Here is a 21541-nt window from a genome sequence, read left to right as displayed (position 1 = left end):
GACACCTTGCCAATTGACAAAGTGCTGCCGCAACTGCAGGAAGTGCTGCGGCGACAGACTCGGGTTGTGTTGGTAGCGCCGCCTGGCGCTGGTAAGACAACCCGAGTGCCCTTGGCCTTGATTGAAGAACCTTGGCTGCAAGGGCAACGCGTGCTGCTGCTGGAGCCGCGGCGTTTAGCTGCGAGGGCGGCAGCCAGGCAGATGGCGCGGCTTTTGGGGGAGGAGCCTGGGGAAACGGTGGGCTGGCGCATGCGCCATGACAGCCGGATTAGCGCTAAAACCAGGCTGGAGGTGATTACCGAAGGCGTCTTGACACGGATGCTTCAGGAGGATGCTTCCCTTCCAGGAGTTGGCGCTGTTTTATTTGATGAATTTCATGAACGAAGCTTGCAGGCAGATGTAGGTTTGGCTTTTTGTTTGCAAAGTCAAGCGATTTTAAGGGAAGACATGCGCTTGGTGGTGATGTCGGCGACCCTGGCGGCGCAAAAGGTAGCGTCCCTTTTGGGGCAGGCGCCGGTTATTGTCAGCGAGGGACAACTGTTTCCTGTTGCTGTGCATCGTTTAGGACGCCGGGATAACCTGTCCTTAGAAGAAAATGTGGCTGCAGCTGTCCGCAAGGCGCTGGTTGAAGAAGCGGGGGATGTGCTGGTGTTTTTACCGGGAGCTCCTGAGATCCGGCGGACGGCCTCGCTGCTTGCGGGGCTGGCGGAAGAGGTTAAGGTGCTGCCATTATACGGCCGCCTGTCCGGGGCGGCGCAGGATGAAGCCTTGCTGCCGGCCCCCCAGGGGATTCGTAAAGTCGTACTGGCTACGTCTTTGGCTGAAACCAGCTTGACTGTGGAAGGCGTCCGGGTAGTTATTGACAGCGGTCGGATGCGGGTGCCGCGGTTTTCGCTGCGCAGCGGCTTGTCGCGTTTGGAGACAGTGCAGGTAACGGCTGATGCGGCGTTGCAGCGCCGGGGCCGAGCGGGGCGGTTGGCTCCGGGAAGTTGTTATTGTCTGTGGAGTGAGCGCGAAGAAGCCTTGTTTATAGCCGAGCGGACGCCGGAAATTTTGGAAAGCGATTTGGCGGCGCTGGCTCTGGAACTGGCTGTTTGGGGCGTAAAGGAGCCGCAGGAATTAGCTTGGCTTGACGAGCCGCCGAGGGAAGCCTTTTTGCAGGGGCGGCAAGTGCTGGAAGGACTGGGGGCGATCGATGCCGCTGGCGTAGTGACCGCGTATGGCTGGAAGTTGAATCTGTTAGGTCTGCCGCCGCGTCTTGCGCACATGGTGTTCCAGGGAACAGAGCTGGCGTTAGGCGCAACCGCAAGTCTTCTGGCGGCTCTTTTGACGGAAGGAGAAACCGGGCAAGCGGATGTTGCGGCGCTGGTGGCGGAAGCAGCCAAGCAAGGGGGGCAGCCTCCGGCGGGGCTGCGTCTTGTCTGGCGGGCGGCGGCTCGGTATGCAAGAGTTGCTGGCGTACCTCACGGTGAAAGTGTAAAACCAGAGCAATGCGGCCTGCTCTTAGCCCTGGCTTTTCCGGAGCGTATCGGGCAAAATCGAGGCGGCGGCAAGTTTCTGTTAGGAAATGGCCGGGGCGCTTATCTATCAAAAGGGCATCCTTTGACGCAGGAGGCCTACATAGTGGCGGTAGAAGTGGATGACGCCGGCGGCGAGGGGCGTGTTTTGCAGTCTGTGGCGGTGGAGATCAACGATGTGAGGCGCGTAATGGCCGGACAAATACGCAATGAATCGCAGGCTTTTTGGGAAGGGGCAACGCGGAAAATTAGCGCTAGGGAAAAAGAATGCCTAGGGGCGTTAGTGCTAAAAGAAACGCCTGTGAAGCCGACGCCGATGCAGGTGCGTCAAGTTTTAAAAGAGGCGTTGCAAAGCGAAGGCCTGACGAAGCTCCTGAATTGGACGCCAGGGACGCAGCAATTGCGGCAGCGTCTCGCGTTTGTTCACCACTGGGATGCGCAAAAATGGCCGGATGTAAGTGAAGAAGCTCTTTTGGCGCGGACTGAAGAGTGGCTGGAGCCTTTTTGGGGACTGGAACCGGATGGCAGCGCTCTGCGGCGTCTGGACGTGTGTCAGGCGTTAATGGCGCTAGTTCCTTGGGAGTTGCAACGTTCTTTAGACGAATGGGCGCCGGCGACGGTAAAAATGCCGTCGGGGCGAAGTGTGATGATTAATTATCAAGATGCGGCGGCTCCTTTTGTCGCCGTTAAGCTCCAGGAAGTCTTCGGTTGGCAGGAAACACCGCGTTTGGCAGAAGGGAGAGTGCCATTGACTCTGCAGCTTTTATCCCCGGCGCAGCGGCCAGTGCAGGTGACGCGCGATTTAACCAGCTTTTGGCGGGATGGCTATTTTGCGGTGCGTAAGGAATTGGCTGGGCGGTATCCGAAGCATTACTGGCCGGAAGATCCGTTGACAGCTACTCCTACCAGCCGGGTGCGTCCGACAGAGAAACGATAAGAGACGAACAAGAGTAACAGAGGGCAACACAGAGGGTTACGAAAATATAGTAATAAAAAAACGAGCTTGCTTTGAGGCGAGCTCGTTTTTTTGCTGAAAAATTGAAGCTTTTGTTAGGCGGGTTTGTTCGGAGTGAGTTTTTCTTTGGCGAAGTCTAGCCAAGAGCGGGCGGCGAAAGACAAATAGCGGTTGCGTCGCCAGATGGCGCCTAATTCCAGATACACTGGGTCGGTCATGGGGATGGCTCGTAACTGTTGAGGAGGCAACGTGGCGCAAATGGCTTGAGGCAGCAGGGCAATGCCCAGACCGGAAGCGACCAGTTGGGTCATAAATTCTCTCTGCGAGGTTTCATAGGCGCAGCGAACCTCGAAGCCAGCTTGGAGGCAACGATTGGCAATGGCGTCGTGGAGACTGAAATCCTCACGATACATGATGAACTGCTCTTGCGCCAGATCGGCGAAAGAAAGCAAGCTGCGTTCGCTCAAGGGATGGCCGGGAGCTACGATGACCTGCAAGGGGTCTTTAATGAAGGATAACGTAGAAAACTCCGAGTTATCGGAGGGAGAGCAGATAACTCCGAGATCAAGCATACCGTCATAGACTTCTTTTTCGATGGTTTTAGAACCGAACTCGTAAAGATTGACGGAAATGTCCGGATAAAGGCGGCTGAACGCGCCTAGTACTTGGGGAAAGACGCTGGAGCTGGCAATCGGCGGCAGGCCGATGCGCAAGCGGCCTTTGCGGGCTTGCGCCACATCCTCCAGTTCGGCATGCAACCCGTGAAACAAGGCGACAATCGGCTGAGCGCGTTCAAAAACAGCTTGGCCGATATCGGTGAGCGTTAGGTTGCGGTTCTGGCGGTAGAGAACAGGTAGGCCTAGTTCCTGCTCCATAGAGTGAATCATTTTGCTAGCCGCAGGCTGGCTGATATGCAGCGCCTTGGCGGCTTTGCTGAAGCTGCCAAGGCGAACAATTTCCAGGAAACATTCTAAATGGCGAATCTCCATATACTATCCTCACACATTCGACATGGAAATAAATTCTTTTTCCCAAAGCAAGGCGTCAAAGTAAGCATTAACAATAGCCTCATGAGGAAATTGCAACGCTTCGCTTACGGAGAGAACTTGATCCCAATCACCTTGCTCATAGGCAATAACTAAGTCGAGAACTTGGCGCAGCGGGTTGGGGCGGCCGGCCAAGGCGTCTTTAACAGAACGAGCCAACGGCAATTGCTCTAGGACATCGGCTAAAGGCTTTTGTAAAAACGCTTCCAGCAGAGAAAACAGACCCACTAGAAAAAAATGATCCTGAGGGATGCCCGGATGAGGGCGGCGCTGAATCAAAAGCTCACTGAAACGAGCACGAACTACCGCTGTGCGAAGTAGTTCGGGAGGCTGCTCTTGCGCTAAATTGCGCAAAGCCACAAGGGAAATCCATTTGGCCAAACCTTGTTGTCCCAAAAGGGCGGCGGCATGGCGTATGGAATGGACCGGTACGCGAAACCCGAAGAAGGCCGAATTGATATACTTAAGAAACTGCAACGAGAGGGATACATCTCGCTTAATAAGCTGCTCAAAACGTTCTACATCAAAATCAGCGGTATAGAGATGATTTAAAAGCTGCAAATAATGCATATGATTGACAGGAATGTTTTTTTGCGAGAGAATGGCGGGGCGACTGAAAAAGTAGCCTTGAAACAAAGTGTATCCGGCCTCTAAGGCTTGGCGGAATTCAGCTTCGGTTTCAACCTTTTCCGCTAAATAGCGAATGCGCCCGGGAGCGATACGTTCAGCGAAGCGTCGGCCTTGCAGGCTTTTGGGGTTGCGAAAGTCGACTTTGATAATGTCCGCCATGAGAATGAGGGGAACCTGTGCGTCGGCGGGTTCAAAATCATCTAAGGCTAAGGTATAGCCGGCTTTTTTTAATAATGCACAGGCATTGAGTACTTCTTGCGTTGGTTCGACTGTTTCCAAAATTTCCACGATGAGAATTGCCGCAGGAAGAAGTTTAGGGACTTGATCAAGGATGGTTGCGGCGTCAAAGTTGACAAAGGCTTTCTTGCCGTCGGTGAGGGAATCAATGCCCATCATTAAAAAGGCATTCGAGAGGACGGCGCGTGTTGCCGCAGTATCATCCGTGTGGGTGGCCGTTACGGCTCCGGGACTGCGAAAAAGCAGTTCGTAAGCGACAACATTTTTGTGAGTGTCAAAAATAGGCTGTCTAGCAATGAAAAGCTCCATTTGGACACGCTCGTTTCTGTAATTCTTATTCTTAAAGTATAGCAGGAGAAATACCTTGTTGCAAAATAAACAGTAGTTATTTGTTGCAAAGAAGAATTGTAGGGCTGCTGTCTGTTTTCTCAGGGGCGGCCTTGTGGTACAATTTTCCTAGAAAAGAACTGATTTGTTAGAGTAATGAACAGGAGGGATAGGATGCTTACGTTCCAAAAGTTAGCGCAGCCGCAGTCGTTGGCGGAAGCTTACGAAATACTGACGGCGCAGAAAAACAATTTCCTTCTGGGCGGCGGAGCTTTTTTGCGTCTTGGTTCGGCGCGGAGAAGCACGGCGGTGGACTTGTCTGCGTGCAATTTATCGTATATAGAAGAAACAGAGTCGGAGGTGCGCTTGGGGGCTATGGCTACCTTGCGCGACTTGGAGGTTAGTCCGGTTTTGCGGCGTCTAGGCTGCGGCGTGGCGCCGCAGGCAGTGAGCCATATTATTGGCGTGCAGTTTCGACAAAGCGTTACGGTAGGCGGTTCGGTATTTGGGCGGTTTGGCTTTTCTGATTTGCTGCCGGCGCTTTTGGTGTTGGGGGCGTCAGTTCATTTGTACAAAGGCGGTAGTATGCCGCTGGCGCAGTTTATGGAACAGCCGCCGCAAAAGGATATTCTTATCCAAGTGGTGATTCCCAAAGCAAGCTGTCGCGCTTCTTACCAGCAGATGCGTACTTCGTGCAGTGATTTTCCTCTGCTCAATGTGGCGGCATCCGAAACGGACGGCGTCTGGAAAATTGCCGTTGGCGCCCGACCGGGACGTGCGGCGCTGGCGATGCAGGCGGCAGCCTGCTTGGAGGCTGGTTCAGCGCCGGAAGAGTCGGCGCGTTTAGCGGCGGCGGAATTATCTTTTTCCGGCAACAATCGTGCCAGCGAAGAATATCGGCGTCAGCTTTGTGAAGCATTAACGGCGCGGGCGGTCAAGGAGGTGCTGGCATGCAACTAGAGACGAGCCTTAATGGAATTAAAACCATTTGGCAGATTGAGGCGGATGTGTCGTTGGCGGACGTGCTGCGTCATGAAGGCTATTTGAGCGTGCGCAAGGGCTGTGATACGTCCTGCTGCGGTCTTTGTACGGTTTGGCTTGATGGCAAGCCGGTTCTTTCTTGCACTGTGCCTGCTTTTCGAGCGGCGGGGAAGGACATTACTACCTTAGAAGGCGTGCAAGAAGAAGCGGAGGCTTTTGCGAAAGTATTAGCGGCAGAGGGCGCTGAACAATGCGGTTTTTGCAGTCCCGGCTTTATTATGACCGTTTTGGCTATGAAGAGAGAGCTTTCGCAGCCGTCAGAAGAAGAAATCCTTCATTATTTGACAGGGAATTTGTGTCGATGCACCGGTTATATGGGGCAGTTGCGAGCGATTAAAACGTATCTGGGAGGTGAAACGCGATGAAAGTAGTCGGACAAAGCCTGCCTAAGATCGATGCGCTGCCTATTGCGACAGGGCAGCCGGTATATACGGAAGATCTGGCGCCGTCTCAGGCGCTGATAGTCAAGGTGTTGCACAGCCCGCATGCTTTTGCGCGTTTGCGTCAGGTAGATGTCTCCCTGGCCCTGAAGGTTCCGGGCGTAGCTTGTATTTTGACGCACCAGGACGTATCGCAGGAACGGTTTACTCTGGCTGGCCAGTCCTATCCGGAGCCATCTCCCTATGATCGGCGCATTTTGGATGAGTATGTGCGTTATGTGGGAGATGCCGTAGCCATTGTGGCGGCGGCGGACGAAAAAACAGCAGAAAAGGCGCTGCAGCTTATCCGCGTGGACTATGAAGTGCTGGATCCGGTGCTGGACTTTGAGGCTGCAGCCGGGCATGCCAGCGTAGTGCATCCGGAAGGCAACGTGCATTGTAACTTCCCCATCGGGATGGAAAAAGAGAAAAATATTATTTGTGCGCATAAGAACGAGTATGGCGATGTCGAAGCCGAATTAGCCCAATGCCCGGTAGTGGTGGAGGGAACCTATTATACCCAGGCGCAGGCGCATGGCATGATGGAGACGTATCGCGCCTATAGCTATCTGGACCATACTGGTAGGCTGACGATTGTCAGTTCGACGCAGATTCCTTTTCACGTACGGCGGCAAATGGCGAGAGCGCTGGAAATGCCGGCTAGCCGCATTCGCGTTATCAAGCCCCGTATAGGAGGCGGCTTTGGCGGCAAACAGACCGGAGCCGTGGAGATGTTCGTAGCGGCGGTGACCAAGCGCACCGGTAAAGCGGCGCTGATTGTTTACAGTCGTACGGAAACCTTCAGCTGCACCAACAGCCGTCATGCTATGCGTCTAAGGGTGCGTATGGGGGCTGATGAGGATGGTACCATTCGGGCGGTAGATATTCAAGGGCTTTCCGACGGCGGTGCTTATGGCGAGCATGCGCCTACCACGTTTTCCGTGGTAGGCGAGAAAACGCTGCCGCTGTACCACAAAGCCAAGGCGGTTCGGTTTATGGGACAGGTTGTGTATACCAACAAACTGCCGGGAGGCGCTTTGCGCGGCTATGGGGCGACGCAGGGAACCTTCGCTCAAGAGTCGGCGGTCAATTTGCTGGCTGCCAGACTCAAGATGGACCCGGTGGAGCTGCGGCAAAAAAATCTGATTCGCCAAGGAGATTACTCGCCTGTCTATAAGGGGAAAGTGCTGGCTAGTTCGACATTGGATCAATGTATTGCTACCGGTAAGAAGCTGATTGGATGGGAAGAAAAATATCCTGTGCGCGACTTAGGGGACTCTTTGCGAGCTGTAGGGATGGCGGTAACCATGCAAGGCTCCGGGATTGCCGGTATTGATACGGCGTCTGCGGAAGTACGGCTTAATGACGACGGAAATTACACGCTGCTTATTGGCTCTACCGATATGGGAACGGGAAGCGATACTATTTTGGCGCAAATGGCGGCGGAGGTGCTGGAAACCGATCTGGAGCATTTTATCGTTCATGCCGCCGATACGGATGTATCTCCTTTTGATCCCGGTTCTTACGCCTCCAGTACTACCTATGTGACCGGCATGGCGGTTAAGCTGGCGGCGGAGGAATTGCGCGGCAAGATGTTGGAACAGGCGGCTAAGGCGCTGGAAGTGTCATCGAACGAAGTGTCGTTCGACGGTGATAGTTTTTACGTTGAGAAAAACCAAGCCTCTTTATCCAGAGTGAAACTAGCGGAACGACTGGCTTTGGGAATTGGCAAACAGCAGCTTATCGGGCAGGGGACGTATGGCAGTCCCACCTCGCCGCCGCCTTTTGTAGCGGGCTTTGCAGAAGTGGAAATTGACAAGGCTACCGGCAAGGTGACCCCCATCGATTTTGTGGCTGTTGTGGACTGCGGTACGGTGATCAACCCGGCATTGGCCCGGGTGCAGACCGAAGGCGGCATTGTTCAGGGGATTGGCATGGCGCTCTATGAAGAAGTGCGTTATACTGGGCAAGGGCGTTTAGAAACTTGCAATTTTATGCAATATAAGATTCCTTGCCGCAAGGATGTGGGCCAGGTGCGAGTGGCTTTTGAGCCCAGCTACGAACCGACCGGTCCTTTCGGCGCCAAGTCCATCGGCGAGGCGGTCATTAACACGCCAGCGCCGGCGATTGCCCATGCTGTCTTCAATGCTACTGGCGTGCAGCTAGCGCAGCTGCCGTTGACGCCGGAAAAAGTATTGAACGCGTTACTAACCAAGAAACGAGGTTGACCCATGGAAAAAAATCATCCTGTTAACGAGATGCTGCCGTTGAGCAAACTGTTTGTGTACGGTTTGCAGCATGTACTGGCTATGTACGCCGGGGCGGTGGCGGTTCCCCTTATTGTGGCAAATGCTTTGGGATTGAGCAGCGAGCAATTAATTTATCTGATTAACGCCGATCTGTTTACTTGCGGCATTGCTACGATTATCCAGACTGTCGGTTTTGGCAATATGGGCGTAAAAATTCCCATGATCCAAGGGGTGACTTTTGCCGCCGTAACTCCCATGATTTTAATCGGCCAAGCGCACGGACTGACTGGTATTTACGGTTCAATTATTGTGGCCGGGATTATAACATACTTGGTCAGTCCTTATTTTAGCTCGCTTTTGCGCTTTTTCCCTCCGGTAGTGACAGGGACGATTATTACCATCATCGGCGTGACCTTGATGCCGGTGGCTGTGCGCTGGGCTGGCGGCGGCAATCCGGCGGCCAAGGACTTTGCCAGCGCGGCTTATATCTTGCTGGCGCTGGTGACCTTAGCCTTGGTTCTTTTCTTTTACCGTTTTTTCAAAGGCTTTATCAGCAACATTGCAGTGCTCTTAGGCTTGTTGTGCGGTACGGTCTTGGCTAGTTTTTTTGATATGGTCAATTTTTCCAAGGTGGGCGGTGCGGCCTGGCTGGGAGTTACTACGCCCTTTGCCTTTGGCTATCCTACGTTTGATGCGGCGTCCATTGCCGCGATGGTCTTGGTTATGCTGGTAGTGATGACGGAGACCACTGGCGACTGTATTGCCGTAGGCGAAATTGTTGATAAGAAGATTACGAAAGACGATTTAAGCCGCTGTTTGCGGGCGGATGGTTTCTCTACGATTCTGGGCGGCATTTTCAACTCGTTTCCCTATACGGCTTTCGCGCAGAATGTAGGCTTAGTAGCGTTGACGAGGGTTAAAAGTCGCTTTGTGGTTACTGCGGCCGGCGTCATTCTGATTCTGTTGGGGCTTTTGCCCAAACTGGCTGCGGTGATTGCCGCCATTCCTTTACCGGTTTTGGGCGGGGCGGGCATTGCTATGTTCGGTATGGTTGCGGCCAGCGGCTTGAAAACCTTGTCGCGCGTTGATTTTGACGGGACGCAGAACATCATGGTTGTTGCGGTTAGTCTGGGCGTGGGTATGATTACGTTGGCAGTGCCTAATTTCTATCATAACTTTCCAGCTTGGGCTCAAGTTATTTTGCACAGTGGCATTACTGCCGGCAGCATCGCCGCTATTCTGCTCAACTTGCTTCTCAACGGCGTTTCGGCAGAAGAAAAAGATATGGAAGCCGGTAAAAACAAGTATTTATAAAATAATTGCTTAGCAACGAGGCATGGTACACAGAGGAAGCAGAGAAAAGTGATACAGACATAAAACGAGGAGTTTTGCTGTTTGCAGCAAAACTCCTCGTTTTTGACTGATGATATCGTATCCCTCTGCGTACCCTCTGTTACTCAGTTACTCTGTGTTCGTTCCTTGTCTGTTTCTCTTGTTTAAATTGAGACATCCGGCGACGGCTCTTCGCCTACAAAGCGAACCTGGCCGGATTTGAAGTCGGCAATACGAGCCAGTGATTCTAAACGGTAGCCTGCATTTTTGATTTTAGCGGCGCCGGGTTGGAAGGATTTTTCAATGGCAATGCCAATGCCGACTACTTTGCTGCCTGATTGGCGGACCAGCTCGGCCAATCCTAAAGCGGCTTCGCCGTTCGCCAGAAAATCGTCGATAATCAATACCTTTTCACCAGGTGGCAGGAAGCGCTTGGATACAATGACGTCGCTGGTGAGATTTCTAGTGTAAGAATGTACTTGGGTAGCGTATACTTGATCGTTCATGGTAGTAGAGCGTATTTTGCGGGCGAATACCAGCGGTACGCCCATGCGCAACGCTGTGGGCAGAGCAATGGCAATGCCGGAGGCCTCTATGGTAAAGATGCGTTGCACGCCTTCGGCGGCAAAACGGCTGGCGAATTCTTCGCCCAGCGCCATCATTAAAACAGGATCAATTTGTTGATTGAGAAACGAATCAACTTTTAAGATGCGATTTTCCAGAACCAGGCCTTCGCGGCGGATGCGTTCTTTTAGCAGTTCCATACTAAAGCTCCTTTTTTAAGAAACCGCAAAACAGCGGATTCCCATCTACAATAAGTTTATTTGGTCATTGTAACATATCACCTTTGGGAAGTGAATAATTTTTGAAAGAAACAAGGAAGGATACGCAATGAACACAAATTAAATGACAAAAAAGAAGTTTAATTTGTGATATAATATTTACATTGTAACTTTTTGTGTGCAAAAAGAGATGGGGAGGGTTGACTTTTGGAAGAGAAGACGACAAGCGTGGGCAGAGTACGGCAAGTATTGGAAGCATCCGGGCTGCCACTGCAAGTGCGAAATATGGAAGAGACGACGCGGACCGCGGCAGAGGCCGCTGCAGCGATTGGCTGCGAGGTAGGACAGATTGCCAAATCCATTGTTTTTCAAGGCAAGAAGAGCGGGACGCCATTTTTGGTAGTAGCCAGCGGCGCCAATCGCATTAATGAACGCAAAGTAGCCAAGTATTTTGGCGAAGCCGTGCGCAAACCGGATGCAGACTATGTATTGGAGCATACGGGCTTTGCCATTGGAGGTATTCCGCCGGTAGGGCATTTGGAAGATATTCCGTGCTTGTTGGATGAAGATTTATTTCAATATGCCGAACTGTGGGCGGCGGCAGGCTCGCCTTTTGCGGTATTTCGCGTAACAAGCCAGCAGTTGCAAGAACTTACCGGCGGTCAAGTGGTTGAAGTAAAATAACGTAGAGATCGAGCAGCGTATTTTCCTTGACGCCGACCAATCCTGACGCATAAAATGGTAAAGATGGCAAGGCGTGAACTGGGTTTTAGCGCGTAGGAATTGGTTGGTTAATAAGGAAGGAAGTATACATGAGAAAGACGTTAGGGCTTTGTGTGGCGTTGGCGGCGAGCTTATTGTTTTTGCCGGCAGCTTCTGCGCAAGCGGTGCTCCAGGAGGAGCAGGAGATGAGTGTGGCTGCTGCTACTACCATGGAGCCATTGGATTATTCTTTTTTGGAAGCGCCTGCTTCTGGAAAATTGGAATTGTATGATTTGCGTAGTGTGGAAAGCGGCTCGGTTTTGACGATGTATCTGGATACGGAGCGGGGGCCGGTTTGGCTGCAGCTTCGTTTTGACAGCGGTTATGTAGAGGCTTGGCTTCCCCATCGTCAGCAGACGCTGTGGCGAGTGCCTGTGTCGGCGGTTTCCCGCAAAAGTCCCTTGACGGCTACGCTGCAGGACGGCCAATTGGTAGTGGCAGTGGGATCTGTCAGCGCATCTGTGGATGATATTAAGGCCTTTCAAGGCGTATTTACGACGCAGGGCGTATCGGGACGGATGAAGGTCTATAGCTGGCAGGAGTCGGGCAAGAAACGGCTTCTTTTGGCGTGAAAAGATACGTGGTCAGGGGATTTGAACAAGAGTCGCGGGAGTGACCGGAGGGTGTGCAGGAGGGCTGCGAGAAGCGGTTCTGCTGTATAAACGAAAAAGAAAGAGCTGTGGCTGACTTGATTGCAAGTCTAGCCACAGCTCTTTCTTTTAATTTCAAATTACGAACCCTCTGTCGCACCCTCCGATTCTCCGGTTCTCTTGTTAGTTCGCTCCCTAGTTAGAGGATTGGCTGGCCGGAGCGGAAGGCAGGGATGGTGTGTCGGCGCGGGTGCTTGCGCAGATTGCGCAAGGCTTGGCCCAGACGTTGGGCGGCAATTTCCATGGCAGCTTCGTCATGGGTAGCAAAGCATAGCCGGAAATAATCCGAACCGGCGCGGTCGGCGTAGAAGGCTTCGCCAGGAACAAAGGATACCCCTTGGCGGGCGGCTTCGTATAAAAGAGCCTGGGCGGAACCTTCGCCTTTGAGACGGCACCAAAGGTAGAAGCCGCCGAGGGGTAATTCAAAAGCAAGGTCTGCGCTGCAATGGCGCTTCAGGGCTTGCTCTAACGCATCGCGGCGGCGCTGGTAGTGGACGCGGATGTGGCGTAAATGAGCGTCTGCCTGACCGGAACGCATATATTCCGCCAGACACAACTGCGCCAAATTATTGCTGTGCAGATCAGCGTATTGTTTTTCTTCGGCTAAGCGATTTAGTACTTCTCGAGGCGCTGCCAGCCAGCCAGTACGTAAACCGGGGAAAAATATTTTAGAAGCTGAGCCAAGGTACAGAACGCCGCCGTAGTGGTCGCGGCTTTTTAAGGGCTGCGGGGCGGGGGTTTCATAGTGTAGATGTCCATAAGCGTCGTCTTCTACAATGACCAGGTGATACTTAGCGGCCAGATCGAGGAATTTTTGACACATTGAGGCGTCGGGGCTGCGACCTGAGGGGTTTTGGAAGGATGAACCCAGATAAAATAGCTTGGGACGATAGCGGACAAGGTAGTCTTCTAGGAAAGGCAGCGACTGGCTGTTCAAAGGGCCGGGAAGGGTGAGCAGGCGTGCGCCAGCCGCCTGGAAGACCTGGATGGCCCCTAAGTACGTGGGTGATTCGACGACAATGCTGTCGCCGGGGGAGATAAAACATTTGCACAACAGATAAAGACCTTGCTGAGAGCCGCTGAGAATCATAATGTCTTCCGCGTCTAAATGTAGCTGGCGGTTTTTCAGCCAAGACGCTAATTCTCTGCGTAAAGGCGCATAGCCTTCAATCGGCAGATAACCAAGATCGGAGGAGGGGATCGGTTGCTGCAATTGCTGCAGCATGTCTAAGGGATATAGCGCAGGATCCGGCATGCCGGCGGCTAAGGAAATACTGTCAGCAGCAGCGGGAATGGCCAAAAGACTGCGCAAAATTGAGGAAAGCGGACTGCTCAAATGCGGTAGCAAGAGCTGGTTCCAGGGCATCGGCGGCAATGGTGCGGCAACGGCGTCTTCGCCAATATAGGTGCCGCTGCCGATGCGCGAGGATACGCTGCCGTTTTGCTCCAGAAGCCGGTACGCGTTAACGATGGTAGTTCGGCTGAGACGGAGGTCTTCCGCTAGACGCCGTTCCGGCGGCAGGCGCTGGCCGTTGCGAAGCTGGCCGGTCTCAATGGCTTTTGTCAGCGCCAGGGACAACTGTTTATAAAGTGGCAGTGAAGAAGGGGATTGTAATTGAGTTTGCAAAAAATTGGTTAAGTCCATTTTCTGTTCCTCCCGAAAAAAGCCATGGGTTTCTTTAAATATCTTAAATTGGCTATTTCCAATTTAAATCCTCCTTGGTAAGATGCAAATACAAGAAAATATAAAATCAGGAGGAAGAACAATGTTGGAATGTGTTGATGGTGCCTGGCGAAAAGAATTTTGTCTGGGTATGAAAGATACAGCGCCCTTGATGCTGGGTGTATTTCCGTTTGGCCTTACTTTTGGCATGCTGGCGTTGGGGGCGGGTTTAACTCCGACAGAAACTATGGGTATGTCGCTGCTGGTCTTTGCCGGAGCAGCGCAGTTTTTTGCTATTTTGCTGCTGGGCCAGGGTGTGGTATCTTGGAGCGTCTTAGGCTTAACGACGCTTTTGGTTAACTTGCGTCATTTGTTAATGGGAGCGTCGCTTGCGCCTCACGTGCTGAAGCTTCCTTTTTGGCAGCAGGCGCTGCTGGCATTCGGCATGGCGGATGAAACCTATGCAGTGACTGTAAGCCGTATTGCCGCGCATGGCTATAATGCGGCGTATCAATGGGGCAGCAATACCGCCGGTTACTGTACTTGGGCTGTCTCTACCGCTTTGGGCGTAGCGGTAGGCAGCCAATTAGGAGATCCGCTGGCGTGGGGGCTGGATATTGTTATGCCGGCTACATTTTTAGCTATGCTGATGCCGCGTTTGCGTCATAAGTCGGGGTTGGCGGCAGCACTGACGGGAGCGGTGATTTCTGTGATTGGCTCGTTATATCTGCCGGGGAAATGGTATTTGCTGCTGGCGACGGTTGCCGCCGCTTTTGTGGGCGGCTGTCTGGAAGGAGAGAAGCAAAATGCGTGAAGAATATTGGCTGATCATTTTGGTGATGGCTGGCGCTACGTATGCTACGCGAGTGGGCAGCTTTCTGTTGCTGCGTTTGACTGGTTTGCCCAAAGGCTTGGAGCGTTGGACGGCGCAGGTGCCTACAGGTATTTTGGCGGCGCTTGTAGTGCCGGCGCTGCTTTTGCCCCAAGGGCAGCTCGATGTTTCCTGGCATAACAGCTATTTAGTCGCGGGCGCAGCCGCCGCTTGGGTAGCTTGGCGTACCAGTCAAGCCGTATGGACGATGGCCGCAGGACTGGGAGTCATGGGCCTGTTGCGACTGGGAGGGATTTAAAATGGCGGATGCGGTGCAACAATGGGCTAGTGAACGCGTACACCAGTGCTATTGGCAGGACGACTGGAATTGTGCTCGGACACAATTGGTTCTGCAATGTGAAGCGGCGCAAATGCCATTGCCGCCTCTATGGGCGGAAGCGATGGCGGGACTTCATGGGGCAGGCGGCTATGGGGCGCAGTGCGGCTTGGTGGAAGGCATGTTATTATTTCTTGGTTTGCAAGGCGCTTTGTCGAAGGAGTCGGCAGAAGAAATATCGGCACGCTGCCGGAAGTTTGCGGCTGCCTTTGAAGCTCGTTTTGGCAGTTTGCTGTGTAGGGAACTGCGGCCGCAGGGTTTTCCTCAAGACGGACCAGCGCATGCTTGCGAAGCGTTGACGACCCAGGCGATCGCCTTTGCCAGACAGTGGCTGTTGGCAGAGAATCTTCAAGGGAAAATCGATTGACGCAATCTTTGCATCGTGATACCATAGTAAAAAATAAAGCGAAGACGTATTAGTTGATTCGAAAACGAAAGGCTAAGGTTTCTTAGTCTTTTCTTTATTTGCAGAAAAAGTTCCTAAGGGGGAATTGCAATGAAGGATCATGTGTGGATTACTAGTCGCGGCGGACGCCTTTCAACTATGGTGCATCAGCCGGACTTGTTTCGGATCGGGACGCCTGTGGTTGTGTGCAGCCACGGTTTTACAGGCAATAAAGTAGGTTATAATCATCTGACGGTCCATTTGGCTTCGTATTTTGAAAAACAGGGCTATGCCGTAGTGCGCTTTGATTTTCTGGGATCCGGAGACAGCGACGGCACTTTTGCGGCCGACACCTTTGTCAGCGGTTGGCGGGAGGACTTAGCCAATGTAGTAGCCTGGGCCAAAGAGCAGACACAATGGAAAGATTCGCCGATAATTCTTTACGGGCACAGTCTTGGGGGATTGGTGACTCTCTTGCATCCCGCAGACGCGCGAATTGCCGGACGCATGCTCTTTGCGCCGGTGACCAAGGCGGTCGAAAATTTCCGAGATGTGATTTTAGGACCGGAATTGTGGAGCAAAGCGCTGCAAGGCGAAATAATAGCTAATTTTTTTGAAAAAGCCTTTTCGTTAGGGCCGCAATTTGTGCAGGATTTAGTGAAAAACCAGTATCAACCCATTCAAACAACAGCCGCATTGGATACGCCGCTTCTGATTGTGCATGGCACAGAAGACGTGGTTGTGCCGCTTGCGGGCTCACAGGAATTGTACGAGGCTTATAACGGCCCCAAAGAATTGGCTGTGACTCGCTTTGCTCATGGCGCTCAAGGACATCAGGAACAATTGCAAGCGCTCTTTGGAGACTGGCTGGATAAACAGAAGAATAAATGAAAACAAAATAAAATCAGACCGCTAATCTACGGATTTGGCGGTCTGATTTATTTTTAACCAATCGTTTGTTCTGTGCGTTCGATGATTTCATCCTGTAGCTCTCGGCTGAGATTGTGGAAGTGGTCGCTATAGCCGGCGACGCGGACGATAAGATCCTTGTAATCTTCGGGGTGTTCTTGGGCGGCTAAGAGCGTTGAACGGTCAATGACGTTGAATTGAATGTGATGGCCGTCCAAGGAGAAGTAGGCTCGTACAAGAGCGGCCATGTGCTCAAGGCCTGCTTCGCCTGCAACAGCGGCGGGATTGAATTTTTGATTAAGCAGTGTACCGCCGGTAAGAAGCTGATCCATTTTGGCCGCAGAACGGATGACGGCGGTGGGGCCCAGGCGGTCAGCGCTTTTTTCGGGAGAGATGCCTTCGGATACCGGCTTGTGAGCTAAGCGGCCGTTAGGGCTGGCGCCGAGGACGGAGCCGAAGTACACATGGCAAGTGGTGGGAAGCATATTGACGCGGTAGCTGCCGCCGCGGCCATTGGGACGGCCGGTAACTTCATCGTGGAACGAACGAAAAGCTCGCTGCATCAATTCGTCGGCGGCATCATCGTCGTTGCCGTAGCGGGGCGCTTTTTCTCGTACTAAGTGGTGTAGGCGCATGTGGCCTTCAAAATTATCTCTGAGGGCTGTAACTAGTTCGGGGAGGGTGAATTTGTTTTCTTTGTAGACCAGAGTTTCGATGGCGGCAAGACTGTCGGTAAGTGTGCCGATGCCGACGCCTTGGATATAGCTGGTATTATAGCGGGCGCCGCCTGCATTGTAGTCTTGGCCGTTTGTGATGCAGTCGTCTACAAGGCAAGACAGAAGAGGAACGGGCATATAACGGGCGTATAGACCTTCGATAATTTGATTGCCTTTTACTTTGATATCTGTCATGTAGTGCAGCTGTTTTTCATAGGCCCGATAGAACGAGTCAAAGTCGTTGAAGGAAGCCGCTTCCCCGGTTGCCGGTCCCAGGCGCTTGCCGGTCATGGGATCTATGCCGTTGAAGAGCGTGAGTTCCAAAATTTTTGGGAGGTTGAGGTATCCTGTCAGAATATAGGCTTCCTTGCCGAAAGCGCCTGTCTCTACACAACCGCTGGCGCCGCCTTGGCGCGCATCCTCCAGGGACTTGCCGGCATTAAGCAGTTCTTGCACGATGCTTTCGGTATTGTAAAAAGCAGGCTGCCCCCAACCCTGGCGAGAAATAGCGCAGGCTTTTTTGAGAAAATCCTGTGGAGTGCGGCGGCTGATCTGCACGTTGGAGCTGGGCTGCAGCAGGCGCATTTCGTCCATGGTTTCCAAAATCAGATAGGATACTTCGTTAACGCCGTCGTTGCCGTCGGGCGTGATGCCGCCGGTATTGAGGTTGGCGAAATCCGTGTAGGTGCCGCTTTCTTTGAGAGTAATGCCTACTTTGGGAGGGGCTGGTTGGTTGTTGAACTTAACCCAGAAGCATTGTAGCAGCTCCTTGGCTTGCTCGCGCGTCAGACGCCCTTCGGCCAGGTCTTTGCGGTAGAAAGGGATTAGGTGTTGATCCAAGCGGCCGGGGCTGTAGGCGTCCCAAGGATTGATTTCCGTTGTGACGCCGATATGCATAAACCAATACATCTGCAGCGCCTGATGGAATGTTTGCGGCGCATGCGCCGGGACGGTGAGGCAATTTGCGGCAATCGTTTGCAGTTCGCTCTTTCGCTGCGGATTGGTTTCTTTTTCCGCCATGTCTTGCGCCAAGGCGGCGTAGCGGGAGGCATAGAGCATCATAGCGTCGCAAGCGATACGCATGCCTGTGAGCTGCGCTTTTTTATCTAGGTAGGAAGAATCGGTCAGCGGGTCTAGTGCCGCTAAAGAGTCGTCAATTCGCTTTTGAACATCCAAGAGGCCGCTTTGGTACATTTTGCCGTCGGCAACCGTGTGCCCGGGACCGCGCTGCTCCATGAACTCTGTAAAGAGGCCGGCTTCGTAGCAATCATGCCATTCCTGGGGCAGAGAACTCAAGAGCTTGCCGCGGAGAGCGCGATTTTCCCAAAATGGAATGATTCGTTCTTTTTGCAGCTTTTTTTCGTCCTCGCCGACGCGGAAATACACAATTTCTCGTTGATCCATGACGGTGAGATCTTCTTCCGTGTGGCAGCAAAGCTCGGGAAAAGAAGGGGATTGCTGCGGGGCTTCGGCTTTCTCGCCGACTAACAGTTCGCCGGGGCCTAGGTAGAGAGCTTTATGCAGCATAATGTGTTGCAGCGTCAGTGCGCGCAGCATGGGGACTGGAACACGTCCTTCGTATTTTTCATAAGCTTCGGTGACCAAACGGCTGCGTTCCAGGGATAGGCGAGGTTCGGCGGTGGTGCTTTCTTTCCGCAAGAAGCGGATGCGTTCATTCATGCCTCGTTCTTGTTTCATAATCTTATCCTCCTTGTTGCACCGGGTGACCGGCGTTTTGAATGGTAGTAAACCAATGCTCTAAGGTAGAAGCTGTGGGCGGCTGCCCCTGAAAAACGGGATAGTCCAGGCGGGCGGCTTTGGAGCCGCCGATGCTGTGATAAGGAAGCAGATGAATGCGCTGCGGCTTAATCGCTTTAAACAGCGGCAGCCATGCAGCAAGTTCTTGGGGACGATCGTTGAGGCCGGCTACAAGAGGCAGACGCAGCGCAAGGGAGGCGCCTGCTTTTGACAGTTTGTGCAGATTTTCCAAGATGAGTTTGTTGCCGACGCCTGTAAGACGTTGGTGTTCGGCATCGTCTGGATGTTTCAAATCGTAAAGAAAGAGTTGCGTATAGGGGAGAATGGCTGCAAGATGTTCAAAGGGCACATGGCCGCAAGTGTCGACGGCGACGGAAAGGCCGCGTGCGTTGGCGGCTTTCGCCAAGGAGAGAGCGGCTTCCGGCTGCGCCAGTGGTTCGCCGCCGGATAAGGTGATGCCGCCGCCGGAGGAGTTGTAAAATGCTTCGTCACGCAGTGCTAGCTGCAATGCTTCTTCTAAAGTATACTGGCGGCCTGCCAAGTGGCGGGCGTCTCCCAAACATTCTTCGCAGCAAAGAGCGCAGGCTTGGCAATTGTCTCGCAGCAGTTGCCCGCGCGGTGTCGCGTGGTTGGGACAAACGCTTTCGCAATAACCGCAGGAGATGCATTTTTCCGCATCATGCAGCAGCTGCGGCTGAAATGCTTGGCTTTCAGGATTGTGGCACCACAGACAGCGTAACGGACAGCCTTTGAAAAAGAAGGTTGTCCGAATACCCGGACCGTCGTGGATGCAGAAGCGTTGAATTTGAAATAGCAGCATAGAAACCTCCGGTTGTTGGTCGCTTTTAATTAAGGAGATACCGATTTAATGAACGCTCCGACAAAGCGAGGGTTTTTTTATCAGACGCGGAAGAAAATGCAGGAATAGCAGGGTTCTGCCGAGGATCCTAATGTGGATTCGGGTGGCTGACAACGAGGAAGCGGACGCATTTGTTGGTGAGGTTGCCCCAGTTGTGGGACAAGGAGGAAGGGTAGTGGGCGGAATCGCCGGGGCAAAGCTCTTGGCGTTCACCGTCAAGAATAAGAGTCAGCACGCCTTCTAAGACATAAATGAACTCTTCTCCGTCGTGGCTGTAGGGAAGAAGACTTTCTTCCTTGTTCAATGGAAGAAGTTCTACAAGGCGAGGCAGCATGGATTTTGGCTCGGCTTGATTTGTGAGATGGTAATGGATGAAGCGGCCTGGTTCGATTTGTGCAGTTTGTCGCTCGTAGCTGCGCAACAAGCGTTTTTTTCCAAGAGGGGGGCTGCTGAAAAAAAGGCTGGGTTCTACATCGAGAGCTATAGCGATTTTGCGCAGAGAGTCTACGGCGATGTCGGTGAGATCTCGCTCTAGTTGGGAGAGGAAACCTGTAGACAGGCCTGTTTTTTGGGCTACCTCTCGCAGGGTGAGGCCGCGGCGGCGGCGAAGTTCTTTAATTTGAGAACCGATGGAAGTAGTCATAGAACCCTCCTGGTTTTGTTTCTTTTAATTTCATTTTAGCAGTTAACCTTAAAATTGCAATGTCGAATTTTGATAAAAAGACACTTTTTTTGATAAAGTGAACATGGTGAGGAAATGGTTCAAAATTGAGGCTAAAATCCGTATTGACGCCTTTGTGTGGCTATGATAGCTTGGAATTATCTTTGAAAGAAACCATAATTTGGAGGGAATAGTATGGCGGAAAGGAAAAAAATCCGACTTTCTTTGCAAGAAGTGCAGCCGGGAATGGCTGTGGCGGAGCCAATCTGCCTAGAAGGTGAGAAAACCGCTTTTTTGGCCGAAGGGGCGATCGTAACGGAGCGGATTTTAGAACTATTGCGCTTGCGAGGAGAAGTGGCGCTGGTGGTTTATGTTCCAGCTGCAAATGACCCGAATTTCGCCATGCAAACGTTGTTCCGTGAAACCTACCAAAGCTTGCTGGGGAGGATGGAAGGCGTATTTCAGCAGTTGCGCTATGGCGGGTTGGTGGAAAAAGAGCAGTTGAACGTGTTGGCGGAAGAGACGATGGTGGTTTTGCACCAACCCGACATTTTTTCACTTTTAAGTATGTCTGGACAGGGGCGGGAGTCTTTTTTGCATCATAGTTTAAATGTAGGACTCTTATGCGGTTTATTGGCGTTGTGGCAAAACTTGGACGAAACGATGGTGCGTGACGCCGTAATGGCTGGATTGCTTCACGATATGGGGAAAAGCCGAGTGCCGGAGCACATTTTAGAGAAGCATGATGTGCTTTTGGCGCATGAAAAGCATGTCATGCATTGCCATCCGTTTCACAGCTACCAATTATTATTAGGAATTAGCGTGCCGGATCGGGTTTGTCGGGCGGCGTTGCATCATCATGAACGTCTTGACGGCACTGGTTATCCGGAAGGGCTGAAGGGCGATGAAATTTCGCCTTTGGCTCAGTTGGTTGCGGTGGCGGATGTATATGACGCTATGGTTTCGCCTCGACCTTACCGTGAAGCCCATTCACCGCTGGAGGCGTTGGAAGAATTGCTGCAAGGCATGTTTGAACGTTTTAATCCGGCTGTTTGCATGAAAATGGCAGATCGTCTTAAAGATTTGCTTTTAGGAGCAACGGTCGTGTTGAATGATGGAAGGGAAGGCGTGATTCGTCAATTCCCCCATTCCTTGAGCCCGCGCCCGTTGATTGAACTACCGGCGGGCGTTTATCTGGATTTGGATCGGGAACCGGAGTTAGGATTGGTTGCTATTCATGGCTTGCAAGGAACTTGGGGGAGCCGGGGCGGAGTGGAAGCCTGAAACCCTTAGAATGATGTTAGTGTTAAACTAGATAGTATGGTGAGATGCTAAAAAGCGGATCCGAAAGAGGAAGGCCGGCAATCAGAGCGTAAGACGCCTGGTTGCCGGCCTTTTTATTTGTTTCTCTAGTGGAAAAGGGAGAATTGACATG

At 52.5% G+C, this 21541-nt stretch carries 19 protein-coding genes; 12 read left to right on the top strand and 7 right to left on the bottom strand.

Features of this window, described 5'->3' with window-relative positions; translation table 11 throughout:
• Positions 1–6: 6 nt before the first annotated feature.
• Positions 7–2454: an ATP-dependent helicase HrpB gene (hrpB, locus tag C508_RS0112970; protein ID WP_018703996.1), complete on the top strand. Its 2448-nt coding sequence runs from the start codon at positions 7–9 to the stop codon at positions 2452–2454.
• Between the two features lie 113 nt (positions 2455–2567).
• Here hrpB and C508_RS0112965 read toward each other — a convergent pair whose 3' ends face one another.
• Together C508_RS0112965 and C508_RS0112960 are read right to left on the bottom strand one after the other, a co-directional pair.
• Positions 2568–3461: a LysR family transcriptional regulator gene (locus tag C508_RS0112965; protein WP_018703995.1), complete on the bottom strand. Its 894-nt coding sequence runs from the start codon at positions 3459–3461 to the stop codon at positions 2568–2570.
• A 9-nt stretch (positions 3462–3470) separates the two neighbouring features.
• On the bottom strand, positions 3471–4694 hold the full coding sequence (locus C508_RS0112960) for an EAL and HDOD domain-containing protein (protein ID WP_018703994.1): 1224 nt from the start codon (positions 4692–4694) through the stop codon (positions 3471–3473).
• 192 nt (positions 4695–4886) lie between these two features.
• Here C508_RS0112960 and C508_RS0112955 point away from each other — a divergent pair, with 192 nt between their 5' ends.
• Genes C508_RS0112955 through C508_RS0112940 form a run of 4 tightly spaced genes read left to right on the top strand, consistent with a single transcriptional unit; the run spans position 4887 to position 9735 of the window.
• A complete protein-coding gene (locus C508_RS0112955; RefSeq protein WP_018703993.1) occupies positions 4887–5672 on the top strand; it encodes an FAD binding domain-containing protein in 786 nt (261 codons plus the stop codon).
• Positions 5663–6118 (top strand): (2Fe-2S)-binding protein, encoded by a 456-nt coding sequence (locus C508_RS0112950; protein ID WP_018703992.1) that lies wholly within the window; start codon positions 5663–5665, stop codon positions 6116–6118. The genes C508_RS0112955 and C508_RS0112950 overlap by 10 nt, the downstream gene beginning before the upstream one ends.
• Complete coding sequence (locus C508_RS0112945) at positions 6115–8400, top strand: xanthine dehydrogenase family protein molybdopterin-binding subunit (protein ID WP_018703991.1); 2286 nt, start codon at positions 6115–6117, stop codon at positions 8398–8400. Before C508_RS0112950 ends, C508_RS0112945 begins: the two co-directional genes overlap by 4 nt.
• A gap of 3 nt (positions 8401–8403) precedes the next feature.
• Positions 8404–9735 carry a nucleobase:cation symporter-2 family protein gene (locus tag C508_RS0112940; RefSeq protein WP_018703990.1) on the top strand — a complete coding sequence of 444 codons (1332 nt, stop codon included), beginning with the start codon at positions 8404–8406 and terminating at the stop codon, positions 9733–9735.
• Positions 9736–9917: 182 nt separating this feature from the next.
• Here C508_RS0112940 and C508_RS0112935 read toward each other — a convergent pair whose 3' ends face one another.
• On the bottom strand, positions 9918–10517 hold the full coding sequence (locus C508_RS0112935; RefSeq protein ID WP_018703989.1) for a xanthine phosphoribosyltransferase: 600 nt from the start codon (positions 10515–10517) through the stop codon (positions 9918–9920).
• Positions 10518–10742: 225 nt separating this feature from the next.
• Between C508_RS0112935 and C508_RS0112930 the strand changes: the two genes are divergently transcribed.
• Complete coding sequence (locus C508_RS0112930) at positions 10743–11219, top strand: YbaK/EbsC family protein (protein ID WP_018703988.1); 477 nt, start codon at positions 10743–10745, stop codon at positions 11217–11219.
• A gap of 128 nt (positions 11220–11347) precedes the next feature.
• Entirely contained in the window at positions 11348–11869 is a 522-nt protein-coding gene (locus C508_RS0112925; RefSeq protein ID WP_018703987.1) for a hypothetical protein, read from the top strand.
• A 217-nt stretch (positions 11870–12086) separates the two neighbouring features.
• On the opposite strand, the gene C508_RS0112920 is transcribed toward C508_RS0112925, so the two are convergent.
• On the bottom strand, positions 12087–13592 hold the full coding sequence (locus C508_RS0112920; RefSeq protein ID WP_018703986.1) for an aminotransferase-like domain-containing protein: 1506 nt from the start codon (positions 13590–13592) through the stop codon (positions 12087–12089).
• 121 nt (positions 13593–13713) lie between these two features.
• Between C508_RS0112920 and C508_RS0112915 the strand changes: the two genes are divergently transcribed.
• From C508_RS0112915 to C508_RS0112900, 4 genes are all read left to right on the top strand, one after another.
• On the top strand, positions 13714–14424 hold the full coding sequence (locus C508_RS0112915) for an AzlC family ABC transporter permease (protein WP_018703985.1): 711 nt from the start codon (positions 13714–13716) through the stop codon (positions 14422–14424).
• Positions 14417–14740, top strand: coding sequence for an AzlD domain-containing protein (locus tag C508_RS0112910; RefSeq protein WP_018703984.1), 324 nt, complete (start codon positions 14417–14419; stop codon positions 14738–14740). The genes C508_RS0112915 and C508_RS0112910 overlap by 8 nt, the downstream gene beginning before the upstream one ends.
• Position 14741: 1 nt before the next feature.
• Positions 14742–15185 carry a C-GCAxxG-C-C family protein gene (locus C508_RS0112905; RefSeq protein ID WP_018703983.1) on the top strand — a complete coding sequence of 148 codons (444 nt, stop codon included), beginning with the start codon at positions 14742–14744 and terminating at the stop codon, positions 15183–15185.
• A gap of 129 nt (positions 15186–15314) precedes the next feature.
• A complete protein-coding gene (locus C508_RS0112900) occupies positions 15315–16094 on the top strand; it encodes an alpha/beta hydrolase (RefSeq protein WP_018703982.1) in 780 nt (259 codons plus the stop codon).
• 53 nt (positions 16095–16147) lie between these two features.
• Here the strand turns inward: C508_RS0112900 and hypD are convergent, their stop codons facing one another.
• The 3 genes from hypD to C508_RS19885 form a co-directional block, all read right to left on the bottom strand.
• Positions 16148–18526: a trans-4-hydroxy-L-proline dehydratase gene (gene hypD / locus C508_RS0112895; RefSeq protein WP_018703981.1), complete on the bottom strand. Its 2379-nt coding sequence runs from the start codon at positions 18524–18526 to the stop codon at positions 16148–16150.
• A gap of 4 nt (positions 18527–18530) precedes the next feature.
• Positions 18531–19406: a glycyl-radical enzyme activating protein gene (locus C508_RS0112890; protein WP_018703980.1), complete on the bottom strand. Its 876-nt coding sequence runs from the start codon at positions 19404–19406 to the stop codon at positions 18531–18533.
• 127 nt (positions 19407–19533) lie between these two features.
• Positions 19534–20088 (bottom strand): helix-turn-helix domain-containing protein, encoded by a 555-nt coding sequence (locus tag C508_RS19885; RefSeq protein ID WP_018703979.1) that lies wholly within the window; start codon positions 20086–20088, stop codon positions 19534–19536.
• A 213-nt stretch (positions 20089–20301) separates the two neighbouring features.
• Between C508_RS19885 and C508_RS0112875 the strand changes: the two genes are divergently transcribed.
• On the top strand, positions 20302–21390 hold the full coding sequence (locus C508_RS0112875) for an HD-GYP domain-containing protein (protein ID WP_018703978.1): 1089 nt from the start codon (positions 20302–20304) through the stop codon (positions 21388–21390).
• Positions 21391–21541 lie beyond the last annotated feature (151 nt).

The organism is Anaeromusa acidaminophila DSM 3853, from assembly GCF_000374545.1.
GTDB classification, from domain to species: domain Bacteria; phylum Bacillota; class Negativicutes; order Anaeromusales; family Anaeromusaceae; genus Anaeromusa; species Anaeromusa acidaminophila.
The sequence above is the reverse complement of the archived record's forward strand: the minus strand, read 5'-3'. Positions and strand labels throughout refer to the sequence as shown.

Coding starts and splice junctions, on each gene's coding strand:
- C508_RS0112925 (WP_018703987.1), top strand. CDS start 11,348: ATGAGAAAGACGTTAGGGCTTTGTGTGGCGTTGGCGGCGAGCTTATTG.
- C508_RS0112960 (WP_018703994.1), bottom strand. CDS start 4,694: ATGGAGCTTTTCATTGCTAGACAGCCTATTTTTGACACTCACAAAAAT.
- C508_RS0112965 (WP_018703995.1), bottom strand. CDS start 3,461: ATGGAGATTCGCCATTTAGAATGTTTCCTGGAAATTGTTCGCCTTGGC.
- C508_RS0112955 (WP_018703993.1), top strand. CDS start 4,887: ATGCTTACGTTCCAAAAGTTAGCGCAGCCGCAGTCGTTGGCGGAAGCT.
- C508_RS0112945 (WP_018703991.1), top strand. CDS start 6,115: ATGAAAGTAGTCGGACAAAGCCTGCCTAAGATCGATGCGCTGCCTATT.
- C508_RS0112935 (WP_018703989.1), bottom strand. CDS start 10,517: ATGGAACTGCTAAAAGAACGCATCCGCCGCGAAGGCCTGGTTCTGGAA.
- C508_RS0112910 (WP_018703984.1), top strand. CDS start 14,417: ATGCGTGAAGAATATTGGCTGATCATTTTGGTGATGGCTGGCGCTACG.
- C508_RS0112915 (WP_018703985.1), top strand. CDS start 13,714: ATGTTGGAATGTGTTGATGGTGCCTGGCGAAAAGAATTTTGTCTGGGT.
- C508_RS19885 (WP_018703979.1), bottom strand. CDS start 20,088: ATGACTACTTCCATCGGTTCTCAAATTAAAGAACTTCGCCGCCGCCGC.
- C508_RS0112905 (WP_018703983.1), top strand. CDS start 14,742: ATGGCGGATGCGGTGCAACAATGGGCTAGTGAACGCGTACACCAGTGC.
- C508_RS0112890 (WP_018703980.1), bottom strand. CDS start 19,406: ATGCTGCTATTTCAAATTCAACGCTTCTGCATCCACGACGGTCCGGGT.
- hypD (WP_018703981.1), bottom strand. CDS start 18,526: ATGAAACAAGAACGAGGCATGAATGAACGCATCCGCTTCTTGCGGAAA.
- C508_RS0112950 (WP_018703992.1), top strand. CDS start 5,663: ATGCAACTAGAGACGAGCCTTAATGGAATTAAAACCATTTGGCAGATT.
- C508_RS0112920 (WP_018703986.1), bottom strand. CDS start 13,592: ATGGACTTAACCAATTTTTTGCAAACTCAATTACAATCCCCTTCTTCA.
- C508_RS0112940 (WP_018703990.1), top strand. CDS start 8,404: ATGGAAAAAAATCATCCTGTTAACGAGATGCTGCCGTTGAGCAAACTG.
- C508_RS0112900 (WP_018703982.1), top strand. CDS start 15,315: ATGAAGGATCATGTGTGGATTACTAGTCGCGGCGGACGCCTTTCAACT.
- C508_RS0112875 (WP_018703978.1), top strand. CDS start 20,302: ATGGCGGAAAGGAAAAAAATCCGACTTTCTTTGCAAGAAGTGCAGCCG.